We start from the raw sequence: 20,175 nt of genomic DNA, 5'->3' as shown, positions 1-20,175 counted from the left end.
GTTTATTAATCTTAAAAGTACGATGGTATGAAAAAAATCAACAATGGAAAAAGACTGGCATTCGATCTATTACTTATGGCCTTCCTGCTTATGACCATAGTACCAGTTTTTGCAGCAGAGACAAATAACATTCCTTCTGCCACTCAACAAAAACAAGCAGTCACAGGTATCGTCACCGACAACAAAGGAGAAGTGATACCCGGTGTAAATGTAATGGAAAAAGGGACTACCAACGGAGTTATAACGGACGTTAACGGTCATTACACCATAACCGTTACAAATGAAAATGCAGTATTGGCATTCTCCTTTATCGGGTACGTAACGAAAGAAGTCCCTGTAAAAAGGCAAAAGACACTCAACATCAGCCTGGCAGAAGAGATCCTGAATCTGGAAGAGGTTGTCGTGGTTGGATACGGTGTACAAAAGAAAAGAGACCTGACAGGTGCCGTGACCCAGGTAAAAGCGACTTCACTGGAAAAAGAACGTCCCGCTACCGTTCAGGATATCCTTAGGGCAAACGTTGCCGGCTTGAATATCGGACTCGATAACTCAGCGAAAGGCGGCGGTAGCATGGAGATTCGCGGAAAACGTTCGATCAAAGCCAGCAACGAACCCTTATTGGTGGTAGACGGTATTATTTACTACGGAAGCCTCGATGAAATCAATCCGAACGATATCGCCCAGATCGACGTATTGAAAGATGCCAGCTCGGCAGCCGTTTATGGTGCCAAATCTGCAGCCGGAGTCGTGCTGATCACAACGAAAAAAGGATCGGCTGAAAAACCTACCGTCCAATTCAATGCCAGCGTCGGCATCTCCACCCTGGCGAAGAAGATGGATGTTTACAACCCACAGGAATACCTTGCATGGCGCGAAGATGTGCAGGAAAGTATCTTCGAAGATCATAAACCGGGAGAATTTTCAGACCCCAACAACCTTCCGGCAGGTGTAACCCTGGAAGACTGGATCTCCTATCGTCCCACTACCGGCAACTACACCTATGACTGGCTCGTCCGCCTGGGACTGTTCGAACCGGAGCTTGATAACTATTTTGCCGGAAGAACATTCGACTGGTATGATGAAACATATCAGAAAGCATTCCGACAAGATTATAATGTCAACATTTCAGGAAAGAAAGATAAAGTCAGTTATTACTGGTCATTGGGTTACCTGAACAATGAAGGTATTGTTATCGGTGATAAATACAAATCTTATAGAAGCCGGCTGAAACTGGACTTCGATGTAACCTCTTGGCTGTCAGCCGGTGTCAATGTACAATATTCTTATCGTGACCAGGGAGCTATCCCACGCAGTGTGAACCAGATATGGGCAAATACTCCCTATTCCACTCCGACAGATCTGGACGGTAACCCGATGCTGTATCCGACAGGTATAGACAATGCCAGTTCCATTAACTCGGCTTATAACGATTCATTCATAGACCGTTCGGCGATACGCAATTCCTTCACCGGAAGCATGTATGCCAAAATAAAACTGCCGTTCGGTATTTCTTATCAGGTAAATTTCTCTCCCCGCCTGTTACTGTACAACTACAGGAACCACCGCTCTTCACAACATCCTGTATGGAAATCATTCGGCGGAGATGCGCAGCGAAGAAGTGAAATGTCCTACAACTGGCAGGTGGATAACCTGATCCGTTGGGAACATACATTTGCCCAAAAACACCAGGTAGAAGTGACCTTGTTACAGAATGCTGAAGAAAACCAATCCTGGCAGGAAATACAGACTACTCAGCAATTTGCCCCCAGCGACATACTGGGTTATCACAGAATGCAGGCAGGTACGGTACCGGCAATCTCCAGCAACGACACCAGAAATACCGGCGATGCCCTGATGGGACGCTTGTTCTACTCGTTCGACAAAAAATATATGCTTACAGCATCCGTCAGACGGGACGGTTATTCGGCATTCGGCGTATCCAATCCGCATGCGACTTTTCCTTCTGTTGCTCTCGGATGGGTATTTTCAGAAGAACCGTTCTTCAAATTCCCCGCAATGGACTTCGGTAAACTGCGTGTATCCTGGGGACAAAACGGAAACAGGGATATCGGTATGTACGCAGCTTTAGCTGAAATGAAAACGGACCAGTACATTTATCAGACCCTGAATGGTAATATAGACCTGTCCAACTCCGTATACGTAAGCACAATGGCAAACAAAGACCTGAAATGGGAAACAACCAGTTCCTTTAACTTCGGTCTTGATTTCGGATTCCTCGACAGCCGCATTTCCGGTAATATCGACGTGTACAAAATGGTTACTTCCGACCTGTTGATCAACCGCAGCCTCACGGAAACAATCGGTTTCGGTGAAGTTATGGCCAACCTGGGCGAAGTTCAGAATACAGGTTTTGAACTTTCCCTAAGGACTTTGAATATCGATGCAAAGAACTTCCAGTGGAATACCACATTTAATTTCTCTTTAAACCGTAACAAAGTAAACCATCTATACGGCGATTATGAAAATGTACTGGACGACAACGGAAATGTCATCGGACGGAAAGAGATGGACGATATCAAGAACGAATGGTTCATCGGAAAGGATATCAGTTCCATCTGGACATACAACGTTATCGGTGTATGGCAGGAAAATGAAGCCGAACAGGCTGCTGAATATGGTCTTCGCCCAGGAGATATGAAGATCAAGGATGTGGACGGCAATAAAATCTATGATAACAACGATAAGGAGTTTATCGGATACAAAACACCGCGTTTCCGCTGGACCCTTCGCAACGAATTCACCTTGTTTAAAAACTGGAACCTGTCCTTTATGCTTTATTCTTATTGGGGACATAAAGCGCCTTACCAGCGTGCAAAGCATTTCGAAGCCGGTACATTGACAAAGACCAACTATTTCAAGATCCCTTACTGGACTGCGGAAAATCCGACCAACGAGTATGCCCGCTTATATTCGGATGACAAGAATATCGGAGCGAACTTCTATCGTTCCCTGTCATTCATCCGTCTGGATAATATATCCATAGGCTATACCGTACCTAAATCATTCCTGAACAAATTCAAAATAGAGGGAATGAACATCTACGGAACGATCAAGAATGTAGGTTGCTGGGCTCCGGACTGGGAATATTATGACCCGGAAGCATACAACGCCGACAGCCCCAATACCGTAAGCAGTACCAATCGCACCTATACACTGGGTGTCAATGTAACATTCTAATGTCTAACTAAATAATACTATTCAGTCATGAAAAAAATAATATATGCTATTCTGACAACAATGCTTCTGGCAACAGGTTGTAGCGAATCCTGGTTAGATCCGGATCCATTATCTTTCTACTCTCCGGGAAATACCTTGATCGATAAAGAAGGAATGTTGAGTTCCGTTACGGCATGCGACCGTTTACTTAGGGAAGAGTTCGTAGGACAACATTCTCCCATACTGACCGCTATGATCTTTTCAGAGCAATGCGTTTTGGGAACGACTGATATCTCCGGTCCCGCCCAGAACCTGAATGAAAAGATCCTGCCGACAGCAAATAATAACTGGGACCAGACAAACCGTATGTACTGGTACTGGACCAACGATTATCTCGGCATACGTTACGCCAATACTGTAATAACCCGAATAGACGATGCGACATACGAATCCGAAAGCGAACGAAACAATATCCTGGGTATGGCATTATGGCACAGAGCCTTCCGCTACTACCGGCTTTGTATGTTATTCAATGATATTCCCGCCGTCTTCACGGAGGTGGAAACTCCCGTTACCAACTTATGTTCGGTGGAGCGCGATGGTATCCTGAAGAAGATCAAATCGGATATGGAATTTGCAGTTCAATGGGTTGCGGAAGATAATAGCAGAGGACGCATCTCCAAAGGAGCCTGCTATCATCTGCTAGCCAAAATCTGCCTGACCCTGGGAGATTTTGATGAAGCCATAAAAGCAACCAATGCCGTTATCGACGGAGGACGTTACAGTTTAATGACTAATCGTTTCGGCGTTGACGTTACCGACAACACCAAAAATGTACTTTGGGATCTGCACCGTCCGCTGAATAAAAACAGCACAGAGAACAAAGAAGTCCTACTGGCAACACTGGACCGGTATGAATACCAGACAGCAAAATCATCCCAAAAGACACTGGCTATGCGTAACTTTCTCCCGTTCTGGGCCAACACGACCAATCGTATCCAAACTCCCGACGGCAAACCGGGTATGTCCGACAAACGCCTGAAAGAGCCGGAACTGGATTATAATGGTATTTACGGACGAGGTATCGGACGTTGCCGCCTGACATGGTACAGCTCCAATGCCGTCTGGGACGACAGCAACGACCTGCGGCATACCCCCGGAAACTGGATGAAAATGACAGATCTTGTCTATAACAATCCGGACCTGAAAGGTACACCGTACTACCATCAGCCAATACGCTTGTGGAGCGACGACGGACAATTATTATGTATCGACACCTTGAGGAACTGGGGAGAATGGGCACATTACAAACTCTACATCGAGGATCCCGATGCCGCCACAGCAGCCCAGTACAACGGTGGCTATTCGGACATGTATATCATGCGCCTGGCAGAGACTTATCTATTACGTGCCGAAGCCTACCTCTGGAAAGACGATCCGGCTTCAGCAGCGCGTGACATCAATATCGTTCGTGCCCGTGCCGGTGCAGCACCGCTAAGTCCGGGAGAAGTAAATATGGAAACCTTACTGGACGAACGCACACGTGAACTTTTATATGAGGAAAACAGGAAAATAGAACTGACCCGTATTGCACTGTTGTATGCAAGAACCGGCAAATCAGATTACAAAGGTCGGAGCTATAGTATGTCTACATTGTCACAAAATAACTATTTTTACGACCGGATCATGGACAGAGGTAATTTCTACAATAAAGGAGTGAAGGCACTGAATGGCGCTGAATTTAAAATGAGCCCTTATCATATCTGGTGGCCGGTACCACAGAATGATATCGACGGAAACTCATCCGGACGTATCAACCAAAATCCCGGATATACAGGTGCCGAACTAAACATAACTCCATTGGCAGAAGTTCCCGAATCCGGTTTATCTACCATGTAAACACATGACTAACAAATAAATATAAATATGAAAAATACATTCATTAAGTCTATACGCAGCTTGAAGACCATAGGTATACTCTTCCTGGCATTCTTCCTGCTATGTCCGTCTGTTTATTCATCGCCTTTGGCGATGAATAAACATGATTTTGCCATCAAAGGATTTCACATTGACCTCCGTTGCGAGGTAATGACAATGCCCGCCCTCAAGAACTTCGCGAAGGAACTGGCTGAATTCGGAATCAATACGATCATTATGGAATGGGAAGGTTCTTATCCTTATGATAAGCATGCCACCATCTCCAACAAATATGCCTATTCCCGCGAAGAGGTCCGGTCATTCGTCTCTTATTGTTCAACGCTCGGCATTGATGTCATTCCCCTGCAGAATTGCTTCGGACATGCCGAATACATTCTCCGCCACGACCGGTATGCTCATTTGAAAGAGGACAGGAAAGAAGTTTCCCAGGTTTGTCCCATGAAGATAGACGAATGCAAAGAAGTATTCACAGAAGTCTTCAAAGAAATGGCAGAGTTGCATCCCTCCCGTTATTTCCATATCGGAGGAGATGAAACTTATCTACTGGGCAGTTGTAAAGCCTGTGCAGAGAAAGTCAGGAAAGAAGGTAAATCGAAATTATTCGTCGATTACGTGAAAGCCATGTGCGAGATCGTTGAATCGATGGGTAAACAACCCGTCTTATGGGCGGATATTATCCTGAAATATCCGGAAGCATTGCATGAATTGCCCAAAGATATCATCTATGTGGATTGGAATTATGGATGGGATCGCGATCATTTCGGAAATATGGATAACCTGTTCAATGCCGGAGTCACCTTTTGGGGAGCACCTTCCATACGCAGCCATCCCGACAACATCTATCTGACCCAGTGGGAAAAGCATTTCAATAACCAAAAGACATTCATTCCTTACGCCCGTAAAGCTGATTATCAGGGAGTGGTTATGACATCCTGGTCCACATCGGGCACTTACGGATTCAGCTACGACACCAATTGGGAAGTCATCGGGATGTTTCCTGTCAGATATGTATATCCGCTTTCGGGCTTCCGCATATTAGTTGCCGCCTATGGAGAGTCCCTCAAAAATGAAGAACCGATCGACCCGCAAGCCTTCGTCGTGAAATATGGACAGGAACGTTTTGGCTTCACTCCGGAAGAAAGTAAACGAATGTGGCAGATATTAAAAAGTCCGCAGGAAACGATCGTCAGAGGAAAAGACCCGAAAGGTACATCCGTGAAAGAGGTAAAAGCAGAAACCATCGCCCTACAAAAACAACTGGCTTCCCTAAAACCGAAGAATAACATACCAGAGTTTGAACATCTGCGCTTAATGTTCGACCTGCGCGTACAATACCTGACATTCAAAGAGATAGAAAACAGATACGAATCCAGTCGGTTTGAACGGAACCAGGCGGAAACATTTATCAAAGAGCTCGAACCTCTTATCATCGAGGCCCGAAAACTGGATAAACGTTTCCTTACCCTGAACAAAGGCTTTCTCCATGATGAAGAAATTGCCGAGATAAACCGTACACGCAACAATAAACTGAACACGATGTACGAGACGCTGATTAAAATGACCCATTAAATCCTTTCTTATGGAACCAGAAGAGAAACTGACCAGACGCAACTTTTTATCCGGCGTAGCCACTATCGGTTTAAGTAGTACGCTCGGTTCCGGTCTGCTATTTACCTCTTGCTCAGAAAAGGGGAAGCAGGTGCCGTTACACCCTGTCGAAGAACTCTATATACCCGAACTACCGGACAAAGCGATCGACGGGAAACCAATCAAGGCAGCTTTGATCGGATGCGGCGGAAGAGGCATAGGAGCAGCTTTCAACTTTCTCGATGCAGGAAACGACCTGTCTATCGTTGCACTGGCCGATCTCTTCCCGGACAAACTGGAAGCCGGGAAACAACGGCTGAAGGACGGGAAAAACGTCCATATCCCGGACGAAATGTGCTTTACCGGTTTCGACGCCTATCGAAAAGTTTGTGAACTACCGATCGACCTTGTGCTGATCGCATCTCCCAACTGCTTTCATCCCGAGCACATGAAATATGCGATTGAAAAGGGAAAACATGTATTCGTTGAAAAACCGGCAGCCATCGATCCGGCAGGTTACCGTACGTTCGTAGCTGCGGCAAGACAAGCGGTGAATACAGGTATCAACGTCCTGCCCGGTACGCAATATCACTTCGACCGGCCGTTTGTCACCTCTTACCGCAAGGTACAGGAAGGACTTATCGGTTCTATTATATCGGGATATGCCTATTATCATACAGGACGTGACCAATATATCGTTCGTCGTCCGGAATGGAGCGATATGGAATATATGATCCGCGGACATTTCAACTGGAACTGGGTGAACGGCGACCAGATCAGTAACATGCTGATCCACTGGATAGATGTTTTCAACTGGTTCACGCAACTCAAACCGGTTAATGTCATTGCCTATGGTTCCAGGATTCGTAAGAATATAGGTAATGTATACGACAATTTCAGCATGCACTTCGAATATGAAAACGGAGTAATGCTGGAAGGAATGGTCCGAAGGATAGACGGTTGTGACAATGGTGCCGGGATTGTCATTCAGGGGGAAAAAGGCTCGTGGCATAGCAGTGACTTTTCCATCCGTAACAGGAACGGGGAAACAATCTGGCAATACGATCCGGAAGCTGCCAAGTCGAAATTCAAAGTACACGACATGTATACCCTTGAACACATCATGCTGGTCGATCATATCCGGAAAGGGACAGTGCTGAATATAGCCGAAACGGCTGCCACATCTGCCTTAACCGCCGTCATGGCACGGGAATCGGCCTATACAGGAAAAAGATACACATGGCAGCAAATTTCATCGTCTCCCCTGAACATGTTACCGGAACAAATGGCATTGGTCAACGTAGACTTGAAACAATTCGGCGTACCTCTCCCCGGCACCGCGTTCATTGCGGATGATTGACTGGTCATCATAAGCATAGAACACCTGACATACTCTTGTCTGGTTGCCGGGAAAAGTTGTTGCCGACAGTGTCGGCAAAATTATCGACAGCGTCGTCAAAGCTTTCGACAGTGTCAGCAAAATTGCCGACACTGTCGATAACAAATTACCTGCCTGAAAAAACAAAGAAACTATTAATACTCTCCAGCCTCCCGCCTTTACTCAGCACAATGTTTCTCGCTACATACGACTCGTTCCCGGCCGTATCCGTGCAATACACCATATAAACCTAAATCCGGTGACGGATATATAGATATTTTGTTTCTGACATGAATCTGTAGATACTAAATATTGCCAATAAACAAGAATATCTTACTTTTGTGTGACAAATACAAAAGAGAAATGCAGATTATACCCAAAGCTAATACCCTACGGAAAAGTGTACTTTTATACCGGGGCATCCGTTATCGTAAAGGATACGGTGTTCATTCTCCGTTCGTCTTCAACCTGATAACAAAGGTAATAGAAGAACGCTGTTCCTATTATAGCTTTTATGATATAGAACTGATCCGGAAACAACTGCTTTTCCGCGACGATAGCATAACCTATCCGGACAGACAACAGAAAAGGAAGCTCCGCCACCGTACGATCGGGGAGATTGTGGAACGCGAGGCAATCAAGCCCAAGCACGGAGCCTTGCTTTTCCGCCTGACGAACTATTTCAAGTCGCAAAACATCCTTCAGCTGGGGCCGTCGATGGGGTTATCCACCCTCTATCTGACCTCCTACGCCCCCGGATTGAGGTGTATTGCCCTCGAGAATATCCCGGAGTTCGCGTCCATCGCCCGGATCGCCTTCGAGAATGCGGCACATAACCCGATCGACCTGCGCACGGGAAACTATAAAGAGCTGCTTCCCCGCGCACTCGAAGACATGGGGAAAGTCGATTTTGTATTTTTTAATACAATCTATGAACAACAGAACAACGTTTGGTTGTTTAATGAATGCAGTAAACATGTTCACGACGGTTCAGTCTTTGTTTTTGAGGGAATCAAAGCAAGCCGTAAGATGAGGGAGTTCTGGAAAGAGGTATGCGCCCATCCCGAGGTGACGGTTACGGTCGACCTCTATTCGATGGGGATCGTATTCTTTAATAAGAAATTACATAAACGCGACTATATAGTCTACTTCTGACGGTGATGCTGTAAGGGTGGTTCGCGAACCGCCCCTACCAACGACACTATATTAAGAATATTGAATAAAAAAAGAAGTATATGAAGAAAAGCCTTATTTATACCGGTGGCGGCGACAAAGGAAAAACCTCCCTTGTAGGAGGCCAGCGGGTATCGAAAGCGCACCAGCGCATAGAAAGTTACGGAACCATCGATGAACTGAATTCATTCATCGGGCTGCTTATCACAGCCCTGGACGATCAGGCCGACATCGATTTCCTCTCTTTCATACAGCATAAACTGTTCACCATCGGTTCTTACCTGGCAACCGACCAGGAAACAACCGAACTGAAGATCGAGAGCAAGGTAACCCCCGAAAGCATCGAACGTATCGAACGGGAGATCGACCGCCTGGACAGCGAACTGCCGCAGATGAAAAACTTCATCCTGCCCGGAGGAAGCCGTTCCGCTTCGCTGGCACATGTCTGCCGTACCGTCTGCCGCCGTGCAGAACGCCAGATATACCGTTTGGCCGAAACAAATCCCGTCGAAGAGCCTGTACTTATTTTCGTCAACAGATTGTCTGATTATCTGTTTGTTTTGGCCCGTAAGGAGTGTATTAGGAATAATGGTAAAGAAATTATTTGGGATTATACTTGCATCTAAGAAATATTGTTTTATTTTTGCGGGAAATTTGAGAACCTGACTGTCTTCGGGCAGTTGTTAATACTAGATAACTATGTATTGGACATTAGAGTTAGCTTCGAAGTTGGAAGACGCGCCCTGGCCTGCAACCAAGGATGAATTGATTGACTATGCACAACGTTCTGGTGCGCCGTTAGAAGTAATAGAGAATTTGCAGGAAATGGAAGATGAAGGTGAGATTTATGAATGCATGGAAGATATCTGGCCTGACTATCCAAGTAAAGAAGACTTCTTCTTCAATGAAGAGGAATATTGATGTGCTTTAAAATAAAGTATTGAAATAAAGGCGAGGTAGCGGGCTTGCAGAAGTCCCCTGCCTCGTTTGTTTTTTGCGGTCCATACAATTTATACCTGTTTGCCGCGTTATTGTAGGGGGTGAAACATCTTTCACCCCGTTAGTTATAGTTTAGATGAAGAGAGTCTTCCTGTTTATTATCGCATTGATTACCTGCACGATGAGCGTGCGGGGTCAGATTGATATGCAGTTAAGCCAATACTTCCTGGGACTGGGATATTACAACCCCGCCTATGCCGGAACGACGGGAGATCTGAATATGCTCGGATTGTTCCGCCAACAGTGGATCGGCATGCCCGGAGCCAGTACCTCTTTCTTTGTTATCGCCGATATGCCCTTCAAATTAGGCAGTACGAACAATGGAGTCGGACTGGTTGTCAACACGGAAAGTATCGGATTATTCCAGTATACAAAAGTAGGGGCACAGTATGCCTATAAGCAGAAATTATTCGGAGGAACTTTAAGTATCGGGTTGCAGGCAGGCATATTCAATGTCGGCTTTGACGGGACAAAGATATATATCCCGGCAGATAATGACTATCACACTCCTGTAGATTCAGACCCCGCTTTGCCCTCAACAGCTGTGCAGGCAATGGCGATCGACCTGAATGCCGGTATTTATTATTCCCACAAACATTTCTATGCCGGTTTCGGAGCCACTCACCTGACAGCCCCCGAAATGGCACTGGGTGAAACGACTAATTATTATATCCCTATGGGATTAAATTTAGTAGGCGGATACAATATTCAGCTCAGGAACCCGTTGTATGAATTACAGCCCTCTGTATTCCTGAAAACAGACATGCAGAGTTTCCAGGCGGACATTACCGCCCGAATGGTATATAATAAAATGTTTAACGGAGGTCTTTCCTGGCGTATAAACGAGTCGGTAGTAGTATTATTGGGAGCCACATTCGGCAGATTTCAGGTTGGATATGCTTACGATTTCCCTACCACGGCCATGTTAAAAGGGAGTTCCGGTAGCCACGAAGTGTTGGTGCGCTACCAGTTGAAGTTGAAGAAGACAAAAACAGGAAAGAACAGACACAAAAGTGTACGTATATTATAGTATATGAAAAAAGTATTATTAGTACTTATGGCAGTAGCCTTGCTTACCTCATGTGGTAAATCCCTTTCCGGAGCGGGAGGAGAAGTTACCGGGGTAAGATCTGTGGCTTTTAACGAACCTTCGCCCTACGGCATGGTTCTGATCAAAAGAGGTTCGTTCGAAATGGGACCGGCAGACAAAGACTCCTTATGGGGAATTAACCCTGAAACAAAGGGAGTTTCGTTTGACGCGTTCTGGATGGACGAAACGGAAATAACCAACGCCAAATACCGCCAGTTCGTTTACTGGGTGCGCGACTCCATTATCCGCGAACGCCTGGCCGACCCGGCTTACGGTGGCAACGACCTGTTTAAGATCACGGAAGACCGTTACGGCGAACCCGTCACCCCGCATCTGGACTGGAGCCGTCCGATCCCCTGGAAACGGGCGAACGAAGATGAGCTACGTGCCATCGAAAGCGTTTACTATGTACACCCCATCACCGGCGAAAAACGTCTGGACGAAAAGCAGATGGTCTACAAATACGAATGGTATGACTACACCGGTGCCGCCCTGCGCAAAAACCGCCTGGATCCGGGCGAACGCGTACGTAACACCGATATACAGGTCGATATGAACGAGGTCGTTATGATCTCCAAGGATACCGCCTATATCGACGATGACGGCAACATCATCAACGAAACCCTTACCCGCCCGCTCAGCGGTCCGTGGGATTTCCTTCATACCCGCATCGTAAACGTTTATCCGGATGAAACCTGTTGGGTGAACGACTTCAATAATGCTTACAACGAGCCATACATGCGCATGTACTTCCAGCATCCGGGATATGACGATTATCCTGTCGTAGGTGTCTCCTGGGAACAGGCTACCGCATTCTGCGTATGGCGTACCGATATGTTCAAACAATCGTTGAACTTCCCGGCCGGACAAGCCATCGAGCCGTTCCGCCTGCCGACAGAAGGCGAATGGGAATATGCCGCCCGCTCCGGAAAGAACGAAAACAAATACCCCTGGTCGTCCGACGAACTTCAGAACGCCAAAGGTTGCTTCATGGCAAACTTCAAACCCGGAAAAGGGAACTATACCGAAGACGGTCACCTGATTCCATCCCGCGTAGGCTCTTTCGCCCCGAACCAGTTCGGCTTGTATGACATGGCGGGTAACGTGGCAGAATGGACTTCTACCATGTATTCCGAATCGGGCCCGAGCCAGATGAGCGATATGAACCCCGACCTGCGCTACAATGCAGCCAAGGAAGACCCGTATGCGATGAAGAAGAAAGTCGTACGCGGCGGTTCATGGAAAGACGTAGCACAATTTATCCGTTCGGATATGCGCACCTTCGAATATCAGAACGAAACCCGTTCCTATATCGGTTTCCGTTGCGCACGTACACAGATCGGTTTCTCCCGTTCAAAAGGTAAAAAATAATATAAGAAACATACAACATTATGGGAAAATATAGAAGATATAAAAACAGAATTGAAATGTTCCTTTCCAGCGACATGGGAAAGAGAGTACTGAACTTCTGTTACAGCTGGGGAGCATCTATCGTAATCATAGGTGCCATGTTCAAGTTGCTTCACCTGCCGTATGGTAACCAGATCCTGTTTATCGCCATGACGGTGGAAGCATTGGTATTCTTTATCTCCGCTTTTGAACACCCTTCAAACGAATATCATTGGGAAGAAGTATTCCCCGTACTGAAATCGAAGAACCCGATGGACCGTCCCGACTTTGCCGGCACAGGCATGTCCAACCTGATCAACTCATCGGACAATATGGATGACGACAATACCTCAGGCGGCATAAACATCCATGTAGGCAACGGCAGAAAAGCAGGTGTCGCAGGCAACCTGGGCGGAACCTCCGTACTGAGCAACCTCGATGTCAGCGAAGAAGATACAAAAAACCTGTCGGAAAGCATCAAGAAACTGAGCGGTGCTGCCGAACAGATCTCCAAGATGGCGGAACTGACCGAAGCTACCCAGAAATACCTGGAACAGCTATCCGGCATGTCCGAAAATATGGAACGTTTCAGCCACGTCACCAACTCGCTGACCAACGTATCCGACACATTGCTTAACTCTTATAAGAGCATCACAGACAACTCTGACGGTATCAACCAGAACTCACGCGGCTACGTGCAGCAGATGGAAATGTTGAACCGCAACATCTCCGGTTTGAATACTATCTACGAAATACAGTTAAAGAGTATCAGTTCGCAGATCGAATCGATCGAACATATCAACGGCGGCCTGAACCGCATCCGCGAGATGTACGACGGTTCGGTAACCGACAGCTCGGTCTTCCGCAACGAAACGGAAAAGATGACTCGCCAGCTGGCCGAACTGAACCAGGTATACAGCCGTTTGCTACAGGCAATGACGGTCAATATGGGTCCGGCAACCGCTTACCAGCAGCCTGCCCCCCAGCCGCAACAGCCCAATTACCAGCAACAGCAGCCTAACTATCAGCAGCCCTACCAGCAACAACCGTACGGCTACCAGCAGCAGGCTCCGTATACAAACAATCCCGGACAGCAATCCGGCAGATAATAAACAAACGAAACTGAAAGAAGATGTCCGGAATAGCAAATAATCCCAACTCGCCCCGTCAAAAGATGATCAACCTGATGTATCTGGTGTTCATCGCAATGATGGCACTGAACGTGTCGTCGGAGGTTCTCGACGGTTTCGAGCTAGTGGAAGACAGTTTACGCACCTCCATCAGCAACTCGGCTCACCGAAACGAGATCGTGGCAGGCGAACTGGATACCTACTACCAATCCAACCCCGAAAAGGTGAAGGAATGGTACGATAAGGGTAAACAGGTAAAGTCCGCTTCCGACAGCCTGTACAACTACGTGCAGGACCTGAAGCAACGTATTGCGGTAATTGCCGATGGGAAAGATGCCAACGTAAACAAGATAGAGCATAAAGACGACCTCGAAGCCGCTTCACGCATCATGCTGGGCCCGGTTACCGGAGAAGGAAAGAAGCTACGCGAAGCCATCGACGCTTACCGCGTAATGATGGGCGAAATGGTACAGGACAGTGCCAAGACCCGCATCCTGGAAGCAAGCCTGAGCACTACACCGCCTCACAAGGCAGGGATCAATACCCGCACCTGGGAAGAAGCGTTGTTTGAAAATATGCCGGTTGCCGCAGCCGTAACATTACTGACGAAACTGCAAAGCGATATCCGCTACGCAGAAGGCGAAGTGCTGAACAACCTGTTGAACAGTGTCGACGTAGGCGACTACCGCGTGAACCAGATGACCGCACAGGTCATACCGGAGAGCCAGATCGTCATGCGCGGAAGCCAGTACAAGGCGAACATCGTCCTGTCTGCCGTCGATTCAACCAAACGTCCGGCCGTATTCGTAAACGGCAAGCAGTTGCCGGAAGACAGCCGCGGACAGTTCACCGCCATAGCCGGTGCCCCGGGTACTTACCCGATCAAAGGGTACATCGAGATGCCCAATAACGACGGCAGCATGATGCGCCAGAACTTCGAAAGCGAATACTTCGTAACGGAACCGAGTGCAACCGTTGCCCCGTTACTGATGAACGTATTATATGCCGGAATCGCCAACGAGATGCGTATTGCCGTACCGGGCGTACCGAGCGGAAACGTAACGGCCACCATGACAAACGGAACCCTGACACGCAAAGGCGATATCTGGGAAGCCCGCCCCTCAAAGGTCGGCACCGACGCTGTTATATCCGTCAATGCCCGCATGGCCGACGGCCGCAGCGTGGAAATGGCCAAGAATACCTTCCGCGTACGTGCCCTGCCCGACCCGATGCCTTACATCGAGTATAAGGACCAGAACGGCAATATGCGTAAGTTCCGCGGCGGAAACATGACCAAGCGTAATCTGATCGAGACGGAAGTACTCCAGGCAGCTATCGACGATGAAATATTGAATATAAAGTTTGACGTACTACGTTTCGAACTGTTGTTCTTCGACTCCATGGGAAATGCAATACCTGAAGTTTCTCAGGGTCCCCGGTTCTCGGACAACCAAAAAGACAGGATACGTCGTCTGACAAGAGGAAAACGCTTTTTCATCAGAGGTGTAGTAGCCAAAGGACCTGACGGCCTGGAACGTACCCTCACCCCGATCGAAGTCATTGTAAATTAAGTAGGGGCGGTTCGCGAACCGCCCTCAAACTAAGAATATAAAATATGAAACGTTTTTATTACATACTGGCAATTGCAAGCGCCCTGTTCTTCACAGCTACCTCCATACAGGCACAGGAAGAAACAGGAAACACCCAGCAACGGGCAAGAAGAAGCCCGCAGGCCACCCGCGGAGAACGGGCTAATGATAAGAAAGACACCGGTATACCCGAACTGACCGTGCGGGCACAGGATATGAACGAGCGTATGACACAGGAAGTGGGCAACGCCCGCTGGATGCGTGTCATGTACCGGCAGATAGACCTGATGAAAGAGAAGAATGCTCCTCTGTATTATCCGGTCACCCCGATGAACGGACAGATGAACCTTTTCTCCATCATCTTCAGTCTGATCAGCGAAGGTAAAATAGATGCATACCAGTATGAAGACGGTTACGAAGATTTCAGCGACAACAGCAAGATCAATCTGAAAGACATGCTCGACCGCTTCGGCATCTATTATGAGGAAGTACCCGGACAAGGTAACCAGGGAACCACTTTCGTGATCAACGAAAGCGATATTCCTTCCGAAACCGTCCGCTCTTATTATGTAAAGGAAGCCTGGTATTTCGACCAGAATAACTCCGTATTCGATGTAAAGACACTGGCCATCTGCCCGATCATGACCACTTCAGGTGATGTCGGCGAGTTAACCATGCCCATGTTCTGGATTCCTTACGAAAGTATCCGCCCGTATATCAACACGGCATTTATCATGACATCGAACATCAACAATGCCATGACCTTCACGCTCGACGACTATTTCCGCCGCCGTATGTTCGAAGGCGAGATCTATAAGACACAGAACCTGATGAATCAGCCGTTGATGGCTTACTGCCCGACTCCCGATTCCCTCAAGAAAGAACAGGACCGCATCGAAGGCCAGTTGGTTGCCTTCGAAAAGTCACTCTGGTTCCAACCCGACACTACTCAGGTAGAAGACCCGAAAGCGGCTAAAAAAGCGAGAAAATCATCAGCCCGCGGACAAGGCGGAGCCACTACCGAAAAGGCTGTTAAAGAAACCAAAGAAAAAACAGTAAAGACAAAAGCGCCGAAAGCCGAGAAATCTTCTCCGGTTCGAAGCGTACGTCGCAGAAGATAAGAACATATAAACTCAAGAAAAAGTAAAGGCTATGTCATCACGATGTAGCCTTTACTTTTTTTATCAAATTCTATCTAACAAACCATAGTTTTTACAGAACTATGGCCTTTTGTCCTATAAGAAAGTAGGAGATAAGTAAAACAGGGGGCATTTAGCGTGCAAAACACTCTTCTTTAAAGAAAGAACAGAGATTCTATAACTTATTTTTCACAATTTAATACCTAATAAGAAAAATATTATTATTTTTGACACGATAAGATATCATAGTTCTGTAAAGACTATGTCTCTCATCTAAATTACAAGTTTTCACTAGTATAATATTGCGACTTATTAACCTCTTAAATCACAGGCTTATGTTAACTCAACTAAAACTGACCAAAGTGTTGATTATCCTGTCAGTATTCAATTTGTTTGGGAATATTCACACAGAAGCGAATACTCTTTCCCGACAAGCTGCGGTAACTCAACAAAAAAGCAAAGTGACCGGTATCGTAGAAGATGAAAACGGAACCGTTGTCGGAGCCTCCATTTTCATCAAAGACAGTTCCACCGGAACAATTACTGACTCAGAAGGAAGATTTACCCTGACCGATGTCAAAAAAGGCTCGACACTCGTATTCTCTTTCGTCGGTTTAAAAACCCAGGAAATAATCTGGAAAGGGGAAAGTATACTAAACGTCAAAATGGTCAGCGACACCCAGGATTTGGATGAAGTTATCGTAGTAGCCTATGGAACAGCCAAAAAATCAGCATTCACAGGTTCAGCCACAGTTATCAGCGCAGAAAAACTGACACAACGCTCAACCACCAATGTCGTACAATCATTACAAGGACAGGTTGCCGGATTACAAATGACAACTGGTTCCGGACAGCCTGGCGGAGGTTCTCCATCCCTTATCATACGAGGCATAGGTTCTATCAATGCTGATATCGACCCGTTGATTATTGTCGACGGCATGCCTTATGAAGGAGGTTGGAACAATATCAACCCTTCTGATGTAGAATCGGTTTCCGTATTGAAAGATGCTGCATCGAATGCTCTTTACGGAGCAAGAGGTGCCAATGGTGTTATTATTATCACCACGAAACAGGCAAAAGTGGGAGAAGCAAAAGTGACGGCTTCCGCCAAATGGGGCGTAAATACGCGTGGCACCATCGATTACGACTACATCAAAGACCCCGGAGAATACTACGAAGCTCATTATAAAGCATTATATAATCAACTAAGATACGTCAAAGGATTATCTGAAAATGACGCATATACGCAGGCGAATATCAATATGGTAGGCAATACCAAAGAAAACGGCGGCTTAACCTATAACGTATTCAACTATCCGGAAAACGAATACCTGATAGGAAAAGACGGAAGACTAAACCCCAACGCCAAATTAGGACGGGTAGTGAACGGATATACGTTATCTCCCGACGACTGGGTCGATGAAGCATATAGCAGCGCCTTCCGGCAGGAATATAACGTCAATATATCCGGAGGAACCAACAAAATGCAAATGTACGGCTCCTTTGGTTACCTGAACGACGAAGGTATTGTCCCCAATGCCGGATACGAACGCTATTCTGCCCGCTTCAAAGGTTCTTACCAGGCAAAGAGTTGGTTGAAATTCGGTGCTAACGTAAACTATACTCACAGCGAAACATCGACCTTGTCAGAAGACTATAGCACAGATATGGCAAGTGTCGTAGAACAAGTTGCCCCTATCTACCCGGTCTATATCAGAGATGAGCATGGAAATATCATGACCGATGAAAACGGCAAACTGTATGACTACGGAACAACAAATACCGCGTTGGGATTAGCCCGCCCCGTTCTTCCGAACTCATCCATACAAAGCTCCATTCTCAATCTGTCGGAAACAAATGCAAATACGTTTAACGGTAACGGCTTTGTCGATATCACCTTCCTGAAAGACTTCAAATTCACGTTCAACGCAGGAACGACAGTACGCGAACAAAGATATTTCACAACCAGCAACCCATTCTACGGTTTCGGGGCGGAGCAAAACGGTACCATATCCGTTTACCATTACCGCACAACCACACTAAACTTACAGCAGATCTTAAACTATAACCGCAGTTTCGGTAAACATAACGTATCGGCCATGTTGGGACATGAAAATTATAAATACAACTATGTCCAATTATCTGCCGGCAAAAAGAACATGTTCTCTTACTGGGAGAACCATGAATTGAACGGAGCCATCATTGACGCTGCTTCTGCCGACTCCTACGCAACGGATTACAATACGGAAGGATACTTCTTCCGCGGCCTCTACGATTACGACGGCAAGTATTTCTTCTCCGGTTCTTATCGCCGCGACGCTTCTTCACGCTTCCATCCGGATCATTGGTGGGGTAATTTCTATTCCATCGGAGCTGCTTATCTGATCTCGAGAGAAGACTGGTTCAAAACAAACTGGGTAGACTTGTTAAAAATCAAATTCTCGATCGGACAGCAAGGTAACGACAATATCGGTAACTTCCGGTATATCGATACCTATACCATTAAAAACAACAATGACGAGTTATCGCTCGCCTTTGCCAGCAAAGGAAATAAAGATATCACCTGGGAAACAAATACGAACATGAACCTGGGAGTTGAATTTGAATTATTCAAACATAAACTGACCGGTAGCTTCGAATTCTTCAACCGCAAGACGACCGATCTGTTAAACTGGTTCACCGTTCCTCTGTCGTTGGGATATGCAGGTTATTATGACAATATCGGAGACATGAATAACAGAGGTGTCGAACTCGATTTGAGATATACCCCGTTCAATAAAAAGAACTTCTCATGGACGATCAACTTCAACATGACTCATTATAAAAACAAGATCACCTATCTGCCTGCCGAGAAAAAGACGACAGAGATGGAAGGCCACGGCGGTTATATGGACGGAAGCAGGTATTATGGAGAAGGATTACCCATCAATACATGGTATATGCGCCAGTATGCCGGTGTGTCGGAAGAAGGTCTGTCCATGTGGTATTACACCGACAAGGAAACAGGAGAAAAAAAGACCACAACCACCAACTCCAGCGCAGACTATTATCTGTGCGGCGACCCCAACCCGGACCTGTACGGAGGTTTCGGTACGACACTGAATGTCTATGGTTTCGACCTCTCTGCCCAATTCAGTTATACGATCGGAGGCAAAACCTACGATTACGGATATGCAGGCATCATGGCTAATCCGACAGCCTCAAGCGTCGGTAACCGCTGGCACAAAGACATCGCAGACGCATGGTCGCCCGAAAATACAGGGTCAAACATACCGCGCTGGTATTTCAACGACTTATACACCACCAGCATGTCGGATCGTTTCTTGATGGATGGTAGCTACCTCAGCTTGCAAAACGTACAGGTAGGATATACCATTCCCAAGAAATATACCTCTTATCTGGGCATAGACAATCTTCGTTTATACTTTGTATGCGATAATGTATATTACTGGTCAAAGAGAAAAGGATTGGATCCCAGACGCTCCTACACAGGAGTCGGTGCTTCGGGAAAAATATCCCCGCTCCGCACTTTCACCGGTGGCATCAGTTTACAATTCTAAAATCACACAAATTCCATAAAGCATAA

Annotated in this window: 13 protein-coding genes; all 13 read left to right on the top strand. The window is 46.6% G+C overall.

The window, feature by feature from the left end:
- The first annotated feature begins 27 nt into the window (after positions 1 to 27).
- Positions 28 to 3,198, top strand: a complete 3,171-nt coding sequence (locus tag HMPREF1535_RS09675; protein ID WP_229102425.1) for a SusC/RagA family TonB-linked outer membrane protein — start codon at positions 28 to 30, stop codon at positions 3,196 to 3,198.
- A gap of 27 nt (positions 3,199 to 3,225) precedes the next feature.
- The gene (locus HMPREF1535_RS09670) at positions 3,226 to 5,076 is read left to right on the top strand and encodes a RagB/SusD family nutrient uptake outer membrane protein (RefSeq protein ID WP_046145993.1); all 1,851 of its coding nucleotides are present in this window, start codon (positions 3,226 to 3,228) and stop codon (positions 5,074 to 5,076) included.
- Between the two features lie 27 nt (positions 5,077 to 5,103).
- A complete protein-coding gene (locus HMPREF1535_RS09665; protein WP_242507754.1) occupies positions 5,104 to 6,684 on the top strand; it encodes a family 20 glycosylhydrolase in 1,581 nt (526 codons plus the stop codon).
- Positions 6,685 to 6,694: 10 nt separating this feature from the next.
- Positions 6,695 to 8,062, top strand: coding sequence for a Gfo/Idh/MocA family protein (locus HMPREF1535_RS09660; protein WP_046145992.1), 1,368 nt, complete (start codon positions 6,695 to 6,697; stop codon positions 8,060 to 8,062).
- Positions 8,063 to 8,443: 381 nt separating this feature from the next.
- Positions 8,444 to 9,235 carry an O-methyltransferase gene (locus HMPREF1535_RS09655; protein ID WP_046145991.1) on the top strand — a complete coding sequence of 264 codons (792 nt, stop codon included), beginning with the start codon at positions 8,444 to 8,446 and terminating at the stop codon, positions 9,233 to 9,235.
- Positions 9,236 to 9,315: 80 nt separating this feature from the next.
- The gene (locus HMPREF1535_RS09650; RefSeq protein WP_009860151.1) at positions 9,316 to 9,879 is read left to right on the top strand and encodes a cob(I)yrinic acid a,c-diamide adenosyltransferase; all 564 of its coding nucleotides are present in this window, start codon (positions 9,316 to 9,318) and stop codon (positions 9,877 to 9,879) included.
- A 73-nt stretch (positions 9,880 to 9,952) separates the two neighbouring features.
- On the top strand, positions 9,953 to 10,174 hold the full coding sequence (locus HMPREF1535_RS09645) for a DUF2795 domain-containing protein (RefSeq protein WP_005633363.1): 222 nt from the start codon (positions 9,953 to 9,955) through the stop codon (positions 10,172 to 10,174).
- A gap of 154 nt (positions 10,175 to 10,328) precedes the next feature.
- Entirely contained in the window at positions 10,329 to 11,282 is a 954-nt protein-coding gene (locus HMPREF1535_RS09640; RefSeq protein ID WP_009860152.1) for a PorP/SprF family type IX secretion system membrane protein, read from the top strand.
- 3 nt (positions 11,283 to 11,285) lie between these two features.
- Positions 11,286 to 12,713 carry a T9SS ring complex lipoprotein PorK/GldK gene (gene porK, locus HMPREF1535_RS09635; RefSeq protein ID WP_044215073.1) on the top strand — a complete coding sequence of 476 codons (1,428 nt, stop codon included), beginning with the start codon at positions 11,286 to 11,288 and terminating at the stop codon, positions 12,711 to 12,713.
- Between the two features lie 20 nt (positions 12,714 to 12,733).
- Entirely contained in the window at positions 12,734 to 13,840 is a 1,107-nt protein-coding gene (porL, locus tag HMPREF1535_RS09630) for a type IX secretion system motor protein PorL/GldL (RefSeq protein WP_224264082.1), read from the top strand.
- A gap of 23 nt (positions 13,841 to 13,863) precedes the next feature.
- A complete protein-coding gene (gene porM, locus HMPREF1535_RS09625) occupies positions 13,864 to 15,432 on the top strand; it encodes a type IX secretion system motor protein PorM/GldM (protein ID WP_010800989.1) in 1,569 nt (522 codons plus the stop codon).
- Positions 15,433 to 15,476: 44 nt separating this feature from the next.
- Positions 15,477 to 16,571, top strand: coding sequence for a type IX secretion system ring subunit PorN/GldN (gene porN / locus HMPREF1535_RS09620; protein ID WP_010800990.1), 1,095 nt, complete (start codon positions 15,477 to 15,479; stop codon positions 16,569 to 16,571).
- 353 nt (positions 16,572 to 16,924) lie between these two features.
- Entirely contained in the window at positions 16,925 to 20,149 is a 3,225-nt protein-coding gene (locus HMPREF1535_RS09615; RefSeq protein WP_052716677.1) for a SusC/RagA family TonB-linked outer membrane protein, read from the top strand.
- Positions 20,150 to 20,175 lie beyond the last annotated feature (26 nt).

Origin of the sequence: Parabacteroides goldsteinii DSM 19448 = WAL 12034, assembly GCF_000969835.1 — a bacterium.
GTDB classification, from domain to species: Bacteria; Bacteroidota; Bacteroidia; order Bacteroidales; family Tannerellaceae; genus Parabacteroides; species Parabacteroides goldsteinii.
This window is presented reverse-complemented; position numbering and strand designations above follow the sequence as displayed.